Source organism: Dyella marensis, from assembly GCF_900112865.1.
Taxonomy (GTDB): Bacteria; Pseudomonadota; Gammaproteobacteria; order Xanthomonadales; family Rhodanobacteraceae; genus Dyella_D; species Dyella_D marensis_A.
This window is the reverse complement of record NZ_FONH01000003.1, coordinates 50,303-66,518: the sequence shown is the minus strand read 5'-3', so window position 1 is coordinate 66,518 and position 16,216 is coordinate 50,303. Positions and strand designations below refer to the sequence as shown.

Below are 16,216 nucleotides of genomic sequence, written 5' to 3'. Positions count from 1 at the left end.
CCCCTCGGCCAGCCACCCGGTCCTCGCTCCGCCCCATGCGGTGCGCTCCCCATCCGTTCCGAGGTTTTCATGAGCAAACACGAATCCCGCCGGGTCATGCACGACGTGCGCATGCGCCAGCTCGAAGTGCGCCGCGTCGAGCGGCTGACCCCGCATATGCAGCGCATTGTGCTCGGCGGTCCGCAGTTGGAGGGCTTTCACAGCGGCGCGTCGGACGACCACGTCAAGCTGTTCTTTCCCAACGATGCCGGCGAACTGGTGTTTCCCACGCGCGAGCCGAACGGCCTCGAATTCCCGCTCGGCGCCGATCCCTCGCCGATGCGCGACTACACCCCGCGCCACCACGATGCCGCGCGCGGCGAGCTGACCGTGGATTTCGTACTGCACGGGGATGGCCCCGCCGCCGCCTGGGCCGAGGCGGCCAAGGTGGGCGATGTGATCGGTGCGGGCGGCCCGCGCGGTTCTTTCGTGGTGGCCGACGACTTCGATCACTACGTACTGGTAGCCGACGAGACCGGACTGCCAGCCATCGGGCGCTGGCTGGAGGAAATGCCGGCCTCGATCTCCGCGACGGTGCTGGCGGAGGTGCCCGACGCGTCCGATCGGCAGTTGCTGTTCACCGATGCCAACTGCGAGGTGCGGTGGTTCGAGCGCGATGGCGTGGATGGCGCTGCGAGCAGCTTGCTCGAAGAAGCGCTGCGCCGGTTGTCGCCGACGGGCGACACGTTCTACTGGATCGCCGCCGAATCGCGCCGCGCGCGCAACATGCGGCTGATGCTTGCCGGGCGCGGCGTGCCGAAGGAATGGGTGCGGGCGACCGGCTATTGGAAGGCCGACGGCACGGATGACGAAGACGAATAACCCATGACGCATGTTGGGGTTCGCCTGCGGCTCACCCCAACCTACAATGCCGCTCCGCCCCTGCCGCCTTCGCCTTTCCATGCAAGCCGTCACCCAAGCCCGCCTGCAGATCCACTTCTGCGTCCTGCTGTGGGGCTTCACCGCCATCCTCGGCAAGCTGATCACCCTGCCCGCGCTGCCACTGGTGTGGTGGCGCATGCTGCTGGTGGCGGGCTCGCTGCTGCTGCTCGCCAAGGTGCGGCGCGGGCTGAAGGCGATGCCGGCGCGGCTGCGCTGGGCCTACGCCGGCATCGGCGCGCTGGTGTCGCTGCACTGGCTGACCTTCTACGCGGCGATCAAGCTGGCCAACGCCTCGGTGGCGGCGACCTGTATCGCGCTGGGTCCGGTGTTCCTGGCCCTGGTCGAACCCTGGATCGCCGGGCGCAAGTTCGACCCGCGCGAACTGCTGATCGGCGTGGCGGTGGTGCCCGGCGTGGCGCTGGTTGCCGGCGGCGTGCCGGCGGACATGCGGCTGGGCATCGCGATAGGCACGCTGTCCGCGCTGCTGGTTGCGCTGTTCGGCGCATTCAACAAGCGCTTCGTCGACCGCGCCGATCCGCTCACGGTGACCTGCATCGAGCTGGGCACCGGCACGCTGTTCCTCACCCTGCTCGCCCCGCTGCTGCCCGGCCCCGCCTTCGTGCTGCCCGGCGCGCACGACACGGCACTGCTCCTGCTGCTGGCCTTCGGCTGCACGCTGTTGCCTTTCGCATTGGCTTTGGTGGCACTGCGCCACCTCAGCGCATTCGGCACGCAGATGGTGACGAACCTGGAACCGGTCTACGCCATCGCACTGGCCATCCTGCTGCTGGGCGAACAGCATCAGCTGGACGGCAAGTTCTATCTGGGCGTGGCGATCATCCTCGCCGCAGTGTTCGCCCACCCGCTGCTGCACCGCCGCCGCACCGAACCCGCGCAGCCGGAACTGCTGGGCACCGCCGAGAGCCACAACGTCATCGAGTAGCCCGCGGCGCCATCTCGCCCTGCAGGTGGTCGATGAAGGCGCGCACCTTGGCCGGTGCCTTGCGCCCCGGATACACCGCGTGCACGCCGCCCTCCGGCAGGCGGTACTGCGCCAGCAAGGCCACCAGCCGGCCGGCGCGGATGTCCTCTTCCACCAGATAGTCCGGCAGCACCGCGATGCCGGTGCCCGCCAGCACCAGCCCGCGCACGGCGGCCGCGCTGTTGGCCTGCGCGGCCTGGCGCGGACGCATGGTGCGGCGCGCGCCGCCCGCCGCGGTAAACACCCAGCGCAGCGGCGCCGGCAAGGCGGACATGGCGATCGCGCCGTGCGCGGCCAGATCGTCGAGGCGGCGCGGCGTGCCGTGTTCGGCCAGATAGCCCGGCGCCGCCACCAGCAGCTGGCGGAAGCTGCCGAGCCGCGTGGCGCGCAAGGTGGAATCGCGCAGCCAGCCGCCGCGGATGGCCAGATCGAAGCGTTCGGCGATCACATCCGTGATGTGGTCGCTGAGCACCAGGTCGACCTGCACCGCCGGATAGCGCCGCATGAAGCTGGCCAGCTTCGGCACCACCACGGCGATGCCGTAGTCCAGCGAGGTGGTCATCCGCAGCGTTCCACGTGGGGCGTCGCGGCTCTCGCCCGCGCGCTCGATCGCCGCTTCCGCATCGGCCAGGATGCGCACGCAATCGGCATGGAAGATCGCACCGGCCTCGGTCAGCGACATGCGCCGCGTGCTGCGCATGAGCAGGGTGACGCCCAGCTCCTGCTCCAGCCGCGCCAGATGCTGGCTGACCATCGCCTTGGTCATGCCCAGCTCTTCCGCCGCGCGGGTGAACGAACCGGCGCGCACCAGCGCCGCGAACACCGCCAGCCGGTTGAGATTGACCTCGTTGGCCATGCAAGCCTCCATCAACTGTAAATTAAGACTTTACAGTGAATTACCCGTTGATACGTATATCCGTATCAATGATCGGCGCATGCTTTGCCTTCACCCCCACTTGAAGGCCCTCGCCATGCGCAAGCTACGTACCGCCCTGCTGCTCTCACTCGCCCTGGCCGGCCTCGCCGGCGCGGCGCAGGCGACGGAAGCGGTCCAGCCGCTGAAGCTCGATATCTACAACCCGGGCGACAAGGGCATCTTCCCGGTCGCCTCGGTGCTGGTCGAAGGCGCGCACGATGCCGTGCTGATCGACGCGCAGTTCGCCAAGGGCGACGCGCAGAAGCTGGTCGAGAAGATCAAGGCGTCCGGTCGACACCTGACGACCATCTACATCAGCCACGGCGATCCGGATTACTACTTCGGACTGGATGTGCTGCACGCCGCTTTTCCCGATGCGAAGATCGTCGCCAGCAAGCCGACGGTCGAGCACATCAAGGCCAGCTCGCAGGCAAAGCTCGCTTACTGGGGCCCGATCCTCAAGCAGGACGCACCCGCCACGCTGGTCACGCCCGACGTGCTCGATGGCGACAAGCTCACGCTGGAAGGCCGCGAGCTGGACGTGATCGGCCTGGACGGTCCGACCCCCGACCGCAGCTTCGTCTGGATTCCCTCGCTCAAGGCAGTGGTCGGCGGCGTGGTGGTATTCGGCAATCTGCATGTGTGGATGGCCGATACGCAGACATCCGCATCGCATACGCAGTGGCTGGCCACGCTGAAGCGCATCGAACAGCTCAAGCCCGCGAAAGTAGTGCCCGGCCATTTCCAGCCCGGCGCACCGTTCGACCTCAGCCAAGTGCGCTATACCCGCAACTACATCACGACGTATGACGCCGAAGCGGCCAAGGCCAAGGACAGCGCCGCGTTGATCGCAGCCATGAAGCAGCGCTATCCCGAAGCCGGCCTGAAATCGGCGCTGGAGCTCAGCGCCAAAGTCACCAAGGGCGAGATGAAGTGGCCGTAAGCCATCGCATCTCAACCTCTTCCTTCTTTTATCGACAGTCCCTCACCGGAGATCGCACATGAAAATCGCACTGTTCGGCGCCACCGGCCATATCGGCCAGGGCATCCTCGACGAAGCGCTGGCGCGCGGCTATGACGTGATCGCGGTGGTGCGCGATCCGTCGCGCCTGCCGCAGAAGAACGCCAGGCTCACCGTCGTCACCGGCGACGTGGCCAAGCCGGAAAGCTGGACCGACGCCGTACGCGGCGCCGATGCCGCGGTGGCCAGCCTGTCGGCGCGCCGCGACCAGGATTTCGACACCGTGCCGGGCAATGCGCGCGTGCTGCTGGACAACCTGCCCAAGGCCGACGTGTCACGTCTGTTCTGGGTGGGTGGCGCCGGCACGCTGGAAGTGGCGCCGGGCAAGCGCGTGATCGACGATCCGCATTTCCCGGCGGCGTGGAAACCGGAGGCGGAAGCGCAGGGCAAGGCGCTGGAAGTATTCCGTGCGAGCAAGGGCACGACCTGGACGTATCTGAGTCCGGCCGCATTGATCGAGCCGGGTGAGCGCACGGGCAAGTACCGCGTGGGCGGCGAGCAGTTGCTGGTCGATGCCGAAGGCAACAGCCGCATTTCGATTGCCGACTATGCGGTGGGTTTGCTGGATCGCGTGGAGAAGCGTGATGCGGAGAACAAGCGCATCACGCTGGCGTACTGAGCATCGGATCGCCATCCTGCCGTAGGTTGGGGTGAGCCGAAGGCGAACCCCAACGTTGCGCGACGTTGGGGTTCGCTGATCGCTCACCCCAACCCACGGCCGCGTGTCAGTGGTGATGGTCATCATCGTCATGATGCCCACCCCCATGCCCATCATCCCCCGCCGACCCCGACATCGCCTCGAACGCCGCCTCGTCCTGCTTCGGCAACACCTGCAGGAAGGCCACCATGTCCCAGATCGCCGCATCGTCGTGGCTGCGGCCCCATGCGGCCATCGCGCTCATCTTGACGCCATGCTTGATGGTCCAGAACGCCTGCGCCGGATCGGCGATGCCGTGGCGCGCCAGGTCGGGGGGTTGCGGATACAGGCCCTTGCGCAGTTCCGTATCGTGCATGCCGGGGGTGAGATGGCAGGAGCTGCACATCTCGGCGTAATGCATGGCGCCGCGGCGGATGCGCGCGGGATCGTCCAGCGCAGGCACGGCGATGCCGGCCGCCTGCTTCTCGATCGAACGATCGCGCAGCATGGCCACCGCCCGTTCCGTCACCGGCCAGTGCGGCTGATCCGCACCGATGGGATAGAGGCCCGAGTAAACGAAGCCCACGGCGGCAATCGCCGCGAGCACCAGCAGGAACAGAAAAGCTCTCATCGTTAGATCCTCCTTCAGAACCAGAGCCGGATGCCGGCCAGCCAGGTCGTCTCCCGACGCGGCAGCGCGGTGGGTTCACCGAAACGCCGCGTGTGATTCACGCCGAGGTATGGCGCGAAGCGGCGGCTGAATTCGTAGCGCAGGCGCAGGCCCGCTTCCGTTTCCGACAAGCCGGCGCGGATACCGCGCAGCGGGTCGTCCTTGCCGTAGAAGTTCAGTTCCAGATTCGGAGCCAGTATCAGGCGCTGGGTGAAGTGCAGGTCATAGCTGGCCTGCAGGCGCAGCGCCGTGCGGCCCTGAGGACCTGCGTAGAACGTCGCCTGCGTTTCGAACCAGTACGGCGCCAGCCCCTGCACGCCGGCGGCGATCCACTGGCGGTCCGGACCATGGCCGAAATCGTGGCGCACGCCAAGTTGCCAATCCCAGAACGTGCTGAAGGCATGACCCCATAGCACCTCGGCGCGTGCATCGTGCGTGCCCTCCGCGCTGCGCTCGCCCTCGGTGCGCAACCACACACGGTCGGTATCGCTGCCCCACCAGCCTTCGGCTTCCCACGCGGTGGCGTAATCGCCGCCGACGCCGCGCGTGCGTTCGAGCCGGTCGAACAGCCACATGCCGCGCCTGGCCAGATCGTCCATCTGCATCATGTCCGCCATGTGCTCCGGCGGCATCGGCGCGGGCTGGTGCTGCGGCGGCGGTGGTGCGACGTGATCGTTCGGCGGCAGTGCCGCAGGCATGGGCATGGCGTGGCCGGCATGTTCGTCCTTGGCCTGCTCCGGCCCCATCTGCATGCCGGGCATGGCGTCCATCGCGTCGTGCGAATGCGCGGCAGGCTTCGCCGGTGCCTGCGGATGATGGTGCTCGTGCCCTTCCATGCCCTCCTGCGCCATCGCCACGAGCGGCAGCGCCAACAGCAGGGTGGCGAAGGCGTTGCCTGTCCTCTTCATGCCACCACCACTTCGCGGAACATGCCCGCTTCCATGTGGTAGAGCAGATGGCAGTGATAGGCCCAGCGGCCGACGGCATCCGCGTTGACGCGATAGCTCAGCTGCTGCGCCGGCTGCACCACCACGGTGTGCTTGCGCACCTGGAACCCGCCCGCCTCGTTCTCCAGCTCGCTCCACATGCCATGCAGGTGGATCGGATGGGTCATCATGGTGTCATTGACCAGGGTGATGCGCACGCGCTCGCCGTGCTTCAGATGCAACGGCTGCGCGTTGGAGAAACGCGTGCCGTCGAACGACCACAGGTAGCGCTCCATATTGCCGGTGAGGCGCAAGGTCAGTTCGCGATCCACCTCGGGCGAGATCGGCGCATCCACTGCATGCAGATCGGCATAGGTCAATGCGCGCCGGCCGGTGTCGCGCAGGCCCACACCGGGATCGTCGAGGTTTCGGCGCGGTTGCGGTACGCGCATATCCACTTCGACGCCGGTATTCAAGACGGGCATCGACCCCGTCTCATGCCCCGTGTGGCTCATGCCGCCCATGTCATGACCCGTTCCGCCGTGCCCCATCGAACCCATCATGTCGCCCATGCCCAGCAAGGGCCGCGGATCCAGCGGCGGCACTTCCGCCGCCATGCCCGCGCGCGGCGCCAGCGTGGCGCGCGCATAGCCGCTGCGATCCATGCTCTGCGCGAAGATGGTCCAGGCGCGGTCGGCCGAAGGCTCCACCATCACGTCGTAGGTCTCCGCCGTGCCGATGCGGAATTCGTCCACGGTGATCGGCTCGACCGGCTGGCCGTCGGCGGCGATCACCGTCATCTTCAGGCCGGGGATACGCACATCGAAGAAGCTCATCGACGAGCCGTTGATGAAGCGCAGGCGGACCTTCTCGCCCGCATCGAACAGGCCGGTCCAGTTGCCCGCCGGCGTGCTGCCGTTGACCAGATAGGTGTAGGCCATGGCGGAGACGTCGGCCAGGTCGGTGGGATCCATACGCATCTGCTGCCACATGCGCCGCTCGGCCAGCGCATCGCCTAGACCTTGCCGGCGCATGTCACGCAGGAAATCGCCGGCGGTGCGCTTGCCGAGGTTGTAGTAGTCGCTCTGCTTCTTGAGGTTGGCGTAGATGCGCTCGGGGTCGGTGTCGGTCCATTCGCTGAGCAGGATGGTGTAGTCGCGCTGCGCAACGTGACGCTCGCCGTCGCGCGGCTCGATCACGATGGGCCCGTACAGGCCGACCTGTTCCTGGAAGCGCGAATGGCTGTGGTACCAGTAGGTGCCGGCCTGGTTCACGGTGAAGCGGTAGAGGTATTCGCCGCCCGGCGCAATGCCGTCGAAGCTGATCCCGGGCACGCCGTCCATGTCCGCCGGCAGCACGATGCCGTGCCAATGGACGGAACTGGCCACCGCCAGGCGGTTGCGCACGCGCAGGGTGACGGTATCGCCCTGGCGCCAGCGCAGCAGCGGCGCCGGCAACTGTCCGTTGACCACCGTGGCGATGCGACGGCGGCCGGTGAAGTCGACCGGCAGCTCGCCGATCTCCAGTTCGAAGTGCGTGCCGCTCAGTTCGGCACGCGGCGCGGCGGCCAGCTGCGCCAGCGCGTCGCCGCGCCACAGGCCCAGGCCGGCGGCCACGCCGCCCAAGGCCAGGCCCTGCACGAAACGCCGCCGCGGCAGGTGAATGCCGTGGGGATACTGCTTGTTCATGGTGATGCTCCGTCATGCTCGTGCCTGCCGTGCAGGCATGGGAAACAACGGCCGCGAGACGGCCGCGCAAGTCACGGAGATCAGGCCGACGGAGGCCTCAAGGGAGGTTTGGCGGGCGGTTGTGGCGTCGCTTCGCTGCCACGAGGCAAGCCCAGGCGCTCGGGCGAAGGATGCGCGGCGGCGACATTCGCCACGCCGGCCAGGTTGGCCGGCGCATGCGCGCAGGTGCAATCCGCGGCCCAGTGGCCATGGCCGTGCGGGGCCGGGGGTTGCGCATCGTGCATGCCATGCATGCCGGCATGGCCGTCCATGCTCATCGCCTTCGCCGGCGCCGGCTGCATGCTGTCGCAGCAGCCGCCCGCGGCCCAGGCCATGCTCGCCAGCAGCAGCCACGCGCACAGCGCCAGCGCGAACAGGGCGCGGGAGCGGCGTAGCGATGGGAAGAGGCGATGGAACATAGGCCGGAGCATGCCAGCGGGTATCGGGTGGAACAACTCTGGAGTTGGCTTCAAGCGGCTTCGCCGCATGGCGCTGGCTGGGGTGAGCCGCAGGCGAACCCCAGCGTTGCCGTCACGTTGGGGTTCGCCTGCGGCTCACCCCAACCTACAATGGCGGGATGAACTATCGCCACGCCTATCACGCCGGCAACTTCGCCGACGTCCTCAAGCACTCCGTGCTGTTCGCGCTGATCGATGCGCTGAAAGCCAAGTCCACGCCGTTCTGCCTGGTCGACACGCATGCCGGCAGCGGCTGCTACGCGCTGGACGGCGCCGAAGCGGGCAAGACCGGCGAATACAAGGAGGGCATCGCCCGCCTGCTGTTCCCGGACCTGCACCAGGGTCCGGATGCCGGCCCGCTGCCGCCGCTGCTGCGGCACTGGCTGGACGCGATCCTGAAACTGCCGGGCAACGAGGACGGGCTGCGGCTCTATCCGGGCTCGCCGCTGCAGGCGGCCGGCGCGCTGCGCGACATCGACAGCGCGCAGCTGTGCGAACTGCATCCGGAAGAAGCCGCCCGCCTGCGCGAGCTGTTCCGCCACGACCGCCGCGTGCACGTGCACGAGCGCAATGGCTACGAAGCCCTGAAGGCACTGCTGCCGCCGAAGGAAAAGCGCGGCCTGGTGCTGATCGACCCGCCCTACGAGGCGCAGGAAGCCGAATACCGGGTGATCGAGCAGGCGCTGAAGGGCGCGCTGCAGCGCTGGCCCACCGGCATGTATGCGGTGTGGTATCCGATCAAGCTGCGCAGCCAGGTGCAGCCGTTCCTGCGCTGGGTGCAGCACAGCGGCGTGCGCCGCGCGCTGCGCGCCGAGCTGCTGCTGCGGCCGGACGACTCGCCGCTGCGCCTCAACGGCTCGGGCATGGTCATCCTCAATGCGCCGTGGAAGCTCGACGAGGTGCTGCGCGAACCGCTGCGCGCCATGAGCCGGCTGCTCTCGCAGGAGCGCCCGGCCAGCTGGCGCCTGGACTGGCTGGTGCAGGAAGCGGACTGAGCCGCTATCGCGCCGCCCCGCCGCACGGCTAAGCTTGGCGCCGCGTTCGCGCCCGCGCGCGGACACTCGATCCGGGCCGTTCCGATCCCGACCTTCTGACGCAAGCAGGAGACCGACCATGCGCACGCCGAACGCCAACCTCGTCCTTCGCCTGGCGGCCATCGCCGCCCTGCTCGGCCTGAGCGCCTGTGCGCCCGCGCCGATCTACAAGTCTACCGGCACCGTCGCCGCCGCGCCGTTCAACGTGGCCGAGGCGCCGGAGCGCTACAGCAACGCGCCGGTGATCTGGGGCGGCCGCGTGGTCGCGGTGAACAACCTGCCCGACCACAGCGAGATCGAAGTGCTGGCCTATCCGCTCGACGGCTCGCAGCGCCCCAAGGCCAACGACAGCGGCCTGGGCCGCTTCATCGCCACCATGCCGGGCTACGTGGAATCGATGGACTATCCGGCCGGCGCGCTGGTGACCGTCGATGGCCAGATCAGCGGCAGCCGTGCCGGCAAGGTCGGCGAGGCGCCCTACGTATTCCCGCTGGTGAAGGTGAACCAGTCGCACGTGTGGACTACCAGCGAATTGAACAGCGGCAAGAACAACGTGCATTTCGGCGTGGGCGTGGGCGTCGGCATCCGCTGACGCGCGCTTATTCACTACACAGGATTTCAGGGAAGAATCGATGTCCGGTCACGCGAATTCGTTGAAGGCGATCCTGCTGGCGCTTGGCGCCAACTTCGCCATCTTTGTCAGCAAGCTCGCCGCCGCGGTGCTGACCGGCTCCGGCGCGATGCTGGCCGAGGCGATCCATTCGCTGGCCGACTGCGGCAACCAGGGCCTGCTGTTGCTGGGCATGCGCCAGGCGAAGCGTCCGCCCAGCGAGGACTATCCGCTGGGCTGGGGCCGCGCGCTGTATTTCTGGTCCTTCCTGGTGGCGATCCTGCTGTTCAGCGTGGGCGGCATGTTTTCGATCTACGAAGGCGTGCACAAGCTGAGTTCGCCTGAGCCGCTGCAGCGCCCGTGGCTGGCGGTGGGCGTGCTGGTGTTCGGCATCGTGATGGAAAGCATCTCGATGCGCGGCTGCATGCAGGAAGTGAACAAGGCGCGCGACGGGCTCGGGCTGTGGCAATGGTTCAAGCAGACGCGCTCGAGCGAGCTGCTGGTGATCTTCGGCGAAGACCTCGCCGCCCTGCTCGGCCTGGCGCTGGCCTTGCTGGCAATCCTGGCGACCATCCTCACCGGCAACCTGCTGTTCGACGCCGTGGGCACGATCGCCATCGGCGTACTGCTGGTGGTAGTGGCCATCGCCGTGGCCGTGGAGGTGAAGGCGCTGCTGATCGGCCAGGGTGTCGAACCGCGCCGCCGCCAGGAGCTGCTGGACTTCCTCGCCGGGCGCCCGGAAGTCGCCGAAGTACTGAACCTGATCACCCTGCAGCTGGGCCCGGAGGTGATGGTCTCGGTGAAGGCGCGCATGGCGCCGGCGGCGGACAACCTCGCGCTGGTCCACAACATCAATGCGGTGGAGCGCGCCATGAAGGCGCGCTTCCCCGACGTGGCGTGGAGTTTCTTCGAGCCCGACGTGGCGGACTGAAACGCTACTTGCGCTGCAGCAGGTCCCACTTGTTGCCGTACAGGTCCTGGAACACCACCACGAAGCCATAGGCCTCCTCGCGCGGCTCCTCGCAGAAGGTGCAGCCGGCGGCCTTCATGCGCTCGTAGTCGCGCCAGAAATCGTCGGTATGGAGCAGCAGGAACACGCGGCCGCCGGCCTGGTGGCCGATCGAGGCGCGCTGCTCCTCGTTGGAGGCGCGCGCCAGCAGCAGGCGCGTTTCGCTGGAACCGCGCGGCGCCAGCACCACCCAGCGCTTTTCATCGTCCAGGCGGGTGTCTTCGACCAGTTCGAAGTTGAGCACGCGGGTGTACCAGGCGATCGCCTGGTCGTAGTCGGCCACGAGCAGCGCCAGGGCGCCCAGATGCTGTTTCATGTTGTCTCCAGGGGGATGGGGGATCAGAGCCAGGGCAACGGCCCCAGCTCCTTCTGCAGTTTCTTGGTGAGCCTGGCGCGCACCAGCGCGTAGGAGTCGCGCACCATCGCTTCCAGCTCGGCGGTGGCGAAGCGCTGCGGCTCGGTCACGGCGACCCAATGCGCCCGTGCCAGGTAGGGCGAGGGTTCGATGCCGGGCTGGTCGGTCAGTTCCAGGAAGCGCTCGTCGGCCACCTTGAGGGCCAGTCGCTGGCCGTAGGCGGCGGTGTCGGGCCGGGTGATCGCAAACATCTTGCCGCCGACGCTGAAGACCAGGTCCTCGCCCCATTTGATGTCGCGCGTCACCCCCGGCCAGGCCCCGCACAGGGCCTCCAGCTGAACCGCGGTGATGCCTTTGCCGGCCTTGCCCATGCCTTCACTCCTTGCCGACGCCGCCTGGCCGACCGTCCGCGCATTGTGGCGATTTGGCCTGGATGCGTCTCCGACAGACATGCCGGCTCGCAACATGAACGAACCGGACTGCGTCGTAAGGCCGCGCCCCGACGACAGTTTTGTTCATGTTGCGATGCACACAATACGGTAAAGTACGGAACATGGCTGCAAACCTTCTTACCGATATGTCCCCCGCCCGTCGCCCCTTGCCCCCGCCCAGCAGCGAACGTTTCGCCCGCCCCCGGCTGGCCGAGGTCCGCACGTCCGCCAAGGGCGAGCTGGTAACGACCCGCGACGGCCGCGAGCTGCGCCTGCGCGCGATCGAGCCGGGCGACGTGGCCGCCCTGCAGCGCTGCTTCGGCCGGCTGTCGCCGGAAGACATCCGCCGTCGCTTCCTGCACGCCATGTCCGAGCTGCCGGCGCCGATGGCGCAGCGGCTGAGCCGGGTCGATCCGGCCATCGAAAGCGCCTATGTGCTGATGGACGAGACCGTGCAGCCGGCGGAAATGCGCGGCGTGGGCCGCATCTATGTGGACGAGGCGGCCAACAGCGCCGAGTTCTCGGTGCTGGTGGAACGCGACTGGGCCCGCGTCGGCTTGGGCGCCCTGTTGATGCAGCGCCTGGTCGACGACTGCCGCCGCCGTGGCCTGTCCGAGCTGTGGGGCTATGTGCTGGTGGAAAACCGCCCGATGCTGCAACTGTGCAAGGAACTGGGCTTCGTGCGCCGCCTGAGCCCGGAAGAGCCCGGCACCACGCAGATCGCGCTGCGGCTCTGATCCGGCCGGCTCCGGCAGAGCATTCCACGCGGGTCTCGCACACGCGGCGGCAAACTCCCATATGACTTCCGACGCCCCGGCCAGCCGGGGCGCTCGCGTTACACTTGCCCGCTTTCACCGGTGCGGCCGTCCCGGCAGCGCCACGGAAACGCCAGCGCCACATGCCCAGCCCCATTCCCTTTCCGCCGCTTCCCACCACGCCCAAGCATCGCCGCTACTGGACGCCGCCACATGGCTCGGCGCGCGCCCTGCTGGTCGCCGAAACCGCCCGCGCGCATGCCGGGCTGCTGGTAGCCGTGACGCGCGACACGCAGCGCGCCCACGCGCTGGAGGACGAACTGCGGCTGTTCGCCGGCGACCTGCCGGTGCTGCATTTCCCCGACTGGGAAACCCTGCCCTACGACATCTTCAGCCCGCATCCGGAGATCGTCTCGCAGCGCATCGCCACCCTGTACAGCCTGCCCTCGACCCGGCGCGGCGTGCTGGTGGTGCCGGTGGCCACGCTGATGCAGCGCATCGCGCCGCACAGCCACGTCACCGGTTCCGGCCTGGTGCTGAAGAAGGGCCAGAAACTGGACCTGTCCACCGAGCAGCGCCGCCTGGAAGCGGCCGGCTACCGCAACGTGCCGCAGGTGGCCGAGCCGGGCGACTTCGCCGTGCGCGGCGCGCTGATCGACATCTACCCGATGGGCGCGGGCGAGCCCTACCGCATCGAGCTGTTCGACGACGAAGTGGAATCGATCCGCAGCTTCGATCCGGAAACGCAGCGCTCGCAACAGCCGGTGGAAAAAGTCGAGCTGCTGCCGGCGCGCGAATTCCCGCTCACCGAGCAGGCCGCCAAGGATTTCCGCGGCAAGCTGCGCGAGCGCTTCCCGATCGACGTGCGCCGCTGCCCGCTCTACCAGGACATGAAGGAAGGCGTGACGCCCGGCGGCATCGAGTACTACCTGCCGCTGTTCTTCGAGCAGACCGCCACCCTGTTCGATTACCTCGGCGACGGCGCGGTGTTCCTGCTCGGCGAAGGTACGCTGGAATCGGCCGAACAGTTCTGGCAGCAGACCGGCGAGCGCTACGACCAGCGCGCGCACGACATCGAGCGCCCGGTGCTGCCGCCGGCGGAGCTCTATCTGCCGCCGGAACAGCTGCGCGAGCAGCTCAACCGCCGGCTGCGCGTGGAAGTGGTCGCCAGCGGCCACGAACACGCCGCCGACGTCGGCACCCAGCCGGCGCCGGAACTGCCGCTCAACCGCAAGGGCGAAGAACCCGGCACCTCGCTGCGGCATTTCCTCGCCAGCTATCCGGGCCGCGTGCTGATCGCCGCCGATTCGGCCGGCCGCCGCGAGGCGCTGATCGAGACGCTGGCCGCGGCGGGCCTGAAGCCCGACAGCATCGACGGCTGGCCGCGCTTCCTGGCGGCTGACGGCGCCGGCCCGAAGTTCGCCATCGCCATCGCGGGCCTGGAGCAGGGCTTCGCGCTGAAGTCGCCGGCCATCACCGTGCTGACCGAGCGCGAGCTGTACGGCGAGCGCGTGCGCACCGAGCGCAAGCGCCGCCGCGGCGCCGCGCGCGATCCGGACGCGATCATCCGCGACCTGACCGAGCTGACCATCGGCGCGCCGATCGTGCACGTCGACCACGGCGTGGGCCGCTACCAGGGCCTGGTCTCGATGGAGCTGGGCGGCACCGAGGGCGAGTTCCTCACCATCGAATACGCCAAGGGCGACAAGCTCTACGTTCCCGTGGCCCAGCTGGGCCTGGTCAGCCGCTACACCGGCACCGCGCCGGAACTGGCGCCGCTGCATTCGCTGGGCGGCGACGCCTGGGAACGCGCGCGCCGCAAGGCCGCAGAGAAGGTGCGCGACGTGGCCGCGGAACTGCTGGCCATCTATGCGCAGCGCGAAGCGCGCGGCGGCCAATCGCTGCCGATCGACCGCCAGCTGGTGGAGGAATTCGGCGCCACCTTCCCGTTCGAGGAAACGCCGGACCAGGCGCAGGCGATCGATGCCGTGCTCGGCGACCTCGCCGCGCCGCGCGCGATGGACCGAGTGATCTGCGGCGACGTCGGCTTCGGCAAGACCGAAGTGGCATTGCGCGCCGCCTTCGCCGCGGCTACCGCCGGCAAGCAGGTTGCCGTGCTGGTGCCGACCACCCTGCTGGCGCAGCAGCACTTCCGCAACTTCGCCGACCGCTTCGCCGACTGGCCGGTGCGCGTGGACGTGCTGTCGCGCTTCAAGTCGAGCAAGGAAGTGAACGAGGCGCTGAAGCGCCTGGCCGACGGCCAGATCGACGTGATCGTGGGCACGCACAAGCTGCTGCAGCCGGATATCCGCTTCAAGGATCTCGGCCTGGTGATCGTCGACGAGGAGCAGCGCTTCGGCGTGCGCCAGAAGGAGCAGCTTAAAAAACTGCGCGCCGAGGTGGACCTGCTCACCATGACCGCCACGCCGATCCCGCGCACGCTGAACATGGCGATGAGCGGGCTGCGCGATCTGTCGCTGATCGCCACGCCGCCGGCGCATCGCATGGCGGTGCGCACCTTCGTCAATGCCTGGGACCCGGCCACCGTGCGCGAGGCGTTCCAGCGCGAGCTGGCGCGCGGCGGCCAGGTGTATTTCCTGCACAACGAAGTGGAGAGCATCGAGCGCACCGCGCGCGAGCTGCAGGAGCTGATTCCGGAGGCGCGCATCGGCATCGCCCACGGCCAGATGGCCGAGCGCGAACTGGAACAGGTGATGGCGGATTTCCATCGCCAGCGCTTCAACGTGCTGGTGTGCACCACTATCATCGAGACCGGCATCGACATCCCCACCGCCAACACCATCATCATCGACCGCGCCGACCGCTTCGGCTTGGCCCAGCTGCACCAGCTGCGCGGCCGCGTCGGCCGTTCGCACCATCGTGCCTATGCCTACCTGATCGTGCCGGACCGCAAGGCGATGACCGCCGATGCGGAGAAGCGCCTGGAAGCACTCGCCTCGCTGGAGGAACTGGGCGCGGGTTTCACGCTGGCCACGCACGACCTGGAAATCCGCGGCGCGGGCGAGCTGCTGGGCGACGAGCAGTCGGGCCAGATCCAGGAGATCGGCTTCGGGCTGTACACCGAACTGCTGGAGCGCGCGGTGCGCGCGCTGAAGTCGGGCAAGGTGCCGGACTTCGACCTCAGCTCCGAGCACGAGACCGAAGTGGAACTGCACCTGCCGGCGCTGATCCCCGACGACTACCTGCCCGACGTGCACACCCGCCTGACCCTGTACAAGCGCATCGCCAGCGCGCGCCACGACGAAGCGCTGCGCGACCTGCAGGTGGAAATGATCGACCGCTTCGGCCTGCTGCCGGAACCGACCAAGACGCTGTTCGCCATCGCCGGCCTCAAGCTGATGGCGACGCCGCTGGGCATCCGCAAGCTGGACTTCGGGCCGAACGGCGGGCGCATCACTTTCCGCGACAAGCCCGAAGTCGACCCGATGGCGATCATCCGCCTGATCCAGGGGCAGCCGCGCGTCTACAAGCTGGATGGGCAGGACAAGCTGAAGGTGCTGCTGGAATTGCCGGGGGCGGCGGAGCGGATCCGCACGGCGCAGGAGATTCTGGTGCAGCTGGGCGCGCGGCGGCCGGCTTGAAGCTCGTCATCCCGGCGCAGGCCGGGATCCAGTGGCGTCATGCTTCATGCGAGCCACAGCGCCGGAAGCGCGGCCTTTGAATATATCGCGACAATCAAGCGACGCCGTTACTGGATCCCGGCCTGCGCCGGGATGACGCTGAGTCGCGTAGGTTGGGGTGAG

The 16,216-nt window shown here is 68.2% G+C and carries 16 protein-coding genes; 9 read left to right on the top strand and 7 right to left on the bottom strand.

Annotation, left to right across the window (positions count from 1 at the left end; translation table 11 throughout):
- The first annotated feature begins 69 nt into the window (after positions 1-69).
- Complete coding sequence (locus tag BM172_RS05980) at positions 70-861, top strand: siderophore-interacting protein (RefSeq protein ID WP_026635975.1); 792 nt, start codon at positions 70-72, stop codon at positions 859-861.
- A 79-nt stretch (positions 862-940) separates the two neighbouring features.
- A complete protein-coding gene (locus BM172_RS05975; protein ID WP_026635974.1) occupies positions 941-1,864 on the top strand; it encodes a DMT family transporter in 924 nt (307 codons plus the stop codon).
- Here BM172_RS05975 and BM172_RS05970 read toward each other — a convergent pair.
- Positions 1,854-2,759, bottom strand: a complete 906-nt coding sequence (locus BM172_RS05970; protein ID WP_026635973.1) for a LysR family transcriptional regulator — start codon at positions 2,757-2,759, stop codon at positions 1,854-1,856. The two genes, BM172_RS05975 and BM172_RS05970, sit on opposite strands and share 11 nt — an antisense overlap.
- A gap of 115 nt (positions 2,760-2,874) precedes the next feature.
- Between BM172_RS05970 and BM172_RS05965 the strand changes: the two genes are divergently transcribed.
- Entirely contained in the window at positions 2,875-3,762 is an 888-nt protein-coding gene (locus tag BM172_RS05965) for an MBL fold metallo-hydrolase (RefSeq protein WP_026635972.1), read from the top strand.
- A 58-nt stretch (positions 3,763-3,820) separates the two neighbouring features.
- Positions 3,821-4,459: an NAD(P)-dependent oxidoreductase gene (locus BM172_RS05960; protein WP_026635971.1), complete on the top strand. Its 639-nt coding sequence runs from the start codon at positions 3,821-3,823 to the stop codon at positions 4,457-4,459.
- A 106-nt stretch (positions 4,460-4,565) separates the two neighbouring features.
- On the opposite strand, the gene BM172_RS05955 is transcribed toward BM172_RS05960, so the two are convergent.
- The 4 genes from BM172_RS05955 to BM172_RS05940 form a co-directional block, all read right to left on the bottom strand.
- A complete protein-coding gene (locus tag BM172_RS05955; protein WP_026635970.1) occupies positions 4,566-5,108 on the bottom strand; it encodes a c-type cytochrome in 543 nt (180 codons plus the stop codon).
- Positions 5,109-5,122: 14 nt separating this feature from the next.
- On the bottom strand, positions 5,123-5,893 hold the full coding sequence (locus tag BM172_RS05950) for a copper resistance protein B (RefSeq protein WP_428844758.1): 771 nt from the start codon (positions 5,891-5,893) through the stop codon (positions 5,123-5,125).
- Positions 5,894-6,051: 158 nt separating this feature from the next.
- Positions 6,052-7,761 (bottom strand): copper resistance system multicopper oxidase, encoded by a 1,710-nt coding sequence (locus BM172_RS05945; RefSeq protein ID WP_026635969.1) that lies wholly within the window; start codon positions 7,759-7,761, stop codon positions 6,052-6,054.
- A gap of 80 nt (positions 7,762-7,841) precedes the next feature.
- Positions 7,842-8,219 (bottom strand): hypothetical protein, encoded by a 378-nt coding sequence (locus BM172_RS05940; RefSeq protein WP_026635968.1) that lies wholly within the window; start codon positions 8,217-8,219, stop codon positions 7,842-7,844.
- Between the two features lie 158 nt (positions 8,220-8,377).
- On the opposite strand from BM172_RS05940, the gene BM172_RS05935 reads away from it, so the two are divergent.
- From BM172_RS05935 to BM172_RS05925, 3 genes are all read left to right on the top strand, one after another.
- Positions 8,378-9,253: a 23S rRNA (adenine(2030)-N(6))-methyltransferase RlmJ gene (locus BM172_RS05935; RefSeq protein ID WP_026635967.1), complete on the top strand. Its 876-nt coding sequence runs from the start codon at positions 8,378-8,380 to the stop codon at positions 9,251-9,253.
- 151 nt (positions 9,254-9,404) lie between these two features.
- Positions 9,405-9,884: a Slp family lipoprotein gene (locus BM172_RS05930; protein ID WP_428844757.1), complete on the top strand. Its 480-nt coding sequence runs from the start codon at positions 9,405-9,407 to the stop codon at positions 9,882-9,884.
- A 40-nt stretch (positions 9,885-9,924) separates the two neighbouring features.
- Positions 9,925-10,833 carry a cation diffusion facilitator family transporter gene (locus BM172_RS05925; RefSeq protein ID WP_026635965.1) on the top strand — a complete coding sequence of 303 codons (909 nt, stop codon included), beginning with the start codon at positions 9,925-9,927 and terminating at the stop codon, positions 10,831-10,833.
- A 4-nt stretch (positions 10,834-10,837) separates the two neighbouring features.
- Here BM172_RS05925 and BM172_RS05920 read toward each other — a convergent pair whose 3' ends face one another.
- Positions 10,838-11,227 carry a VOC family protein gene (locus BM172_RS05920; protein ID WP_026635964.1) on the bottom strand — a complete coding sequence of 130 codons (390 nt, stop codon included), beginning with the start codon at positions 11,225-11,227 and terminating at the stop codon, positions 10,838-10,840.
- A gap of 23 nt (positions 11,228-11,250) precedes the next feature.
- Entirely contained in the window at positions 11,251-11,637 is a 387-nt protein-coding gene (locus BM172_RS05915) for an MmcQ/YjbR family DNA-binding protein (protein ID WP_026635963.1), read from the bottom strand.
- Positions 11,638-11,819: 182 nt separating this feature from the next.
- On the opposite strand from BM172_RS05915, the gene BM172_RS05910 reads away from it, so the two are divergent.
- Together BM172_RS05910 and mfd are read left to right on the top strand one after the other, a co-directional pair.
- The gene (locus BM172_RS05910) at positions 11,820-12,434 is read left to right on the top strand and encodes a GNAT family N-acetyltransferase (protein WP_051548862.1); all 615 of its coding nucleotides are present in this window, start codon (positions 11,820-11,822) and stop codon (positions 12,432-12,434) included.
- A gap of 161 nt (positions 12,435-12,595) precedes the next feature.
- Positions 12,596-16,054, top strand: a complete 3,459-nt coding sequence (mfd, locus tag BM172_RS05905) for a transcription-repair coupling factor (protein WP_026635961.1) — start codon at positions 12,596-12,598, stop codon at positions 16,052-16,054.
- The last annotated feature ends 162 nt before the right edge of the window (positions 16,055-16,216 follow it).

What these genes read in the sequence shown, in the direction of transcription:
- BM172_RS05980 (WP_026635975.1), top strand. Translation starts at nt 70, where the DNA reads ATGAGCAAACACGAATCCCGCCGGGTCATGCACGACGTGCGCATGCGC.
- BM172_RS05975 (WP_026635974.1), top strand. Translation starts at nt 941, where the DNA reads ATGCAAGCCGTCACCCAAGCCCGCCTGCAGATCCACTTCTGCGTCCTG.
- BM172_RS05970 (WP_026635973.1), bottom strand. Translation starts at nt 2,759, where the DNA reads ATGGCCAACGAGGTCAATCTCAACCGGCTGGCGGTGTTCGCGGCGCTG.
- BM172_RS05965 (WP_026635972.1), top strand. Translation starts at nt 2,875, where the DNA reads ATGCGCAAGCTACGTACCGCCCTGCTGCTCTCACTCGCCCTGGCCGGC.
- BM172_RS05960 (WP_026635971.1), top strand. Translation starts at nt 3,821, where the DNA reads ATGAAAATCGCACTGTTCGGCGCCACCGGCCATATCGGCCAGGGCATC.
- BM172_RS05955 (WP_026635970.1), bottom strand. Translation starts at nt 5,108, where the DNA reads ATGAGAGCTTTTCTGTTCCTGCTGGTGCTCGCGGCGATTGCCGCCGTG.
- BM172_RS05950 (WP_428844758.1), bottom strand. Translation starts at nt 5,893, where the DNA reads ATGGGGCCGGAGCAGGCCAAGGACGAACATGCCGGCCACGCCATGCCC.
- BM172_RS05945 (WP_026635969.1), bottom strand. Translation starts at nt 7,761, where the DNA reads ATGAACAAGCAGTATCCCCACGGCATTCACCTGCCGCGGCGGCGTTTC.
- BM172_RS05940 (WP_026635968.1), bottom strand. Translation starts at nt 8,219, where the DNA reads ATGTTCCATCGCCTCTTCCCATCGCTACGCCGCTCCCGCGCCCTGTTC.
- BM172_RS05935 (WP_026635967.1), top strand. Translation starts at nt 8,378, where the DNA reads ATGAACTATCGCCACGCCTATCACGCCGGCAACTTCGCCGACGTCCTC.
- BM172_RS05925 (WP_026635965.1), top strand. Translation starts at nt 9,925, where the DNA reads ATGTCCGGTCACGCGAATTCGTTGAAGGCGATCCTGCTGGCGCTTGGC.
- BM172_RS05920 (WP_026635964.1), bottom strand. Translation starts at nt 11,227, where the DNA reads ATGAAACAGCATCTGGGCGCCCTGGCGCTGCTCGTGGCCGACTACGAC.
- BM172_RS05915 (WP_026635963.1), bottom strand. Translation starts at nt 11,637, where the DNA reads ATGGGCAAGGCCGGCAAAGGCATCACCGCGGTTCAGCTGGAGGCCCTG.
- BM172_RS05910 (WP_051548862.1), top strand. Translation starts at nt 11,820, where the DNA reads ATGGCTGCAAACCTTCTTACCGATATGTCCCCCGCCCGTCGCCCCTTG.
- mfd (WP_026635961.1), top strand. Translation starts at nt 12,596, where the DNA reads ATGCCCAGCCCCATTCCCTTTCCGCCGCTTCCCACCACGCCCAAGCAT.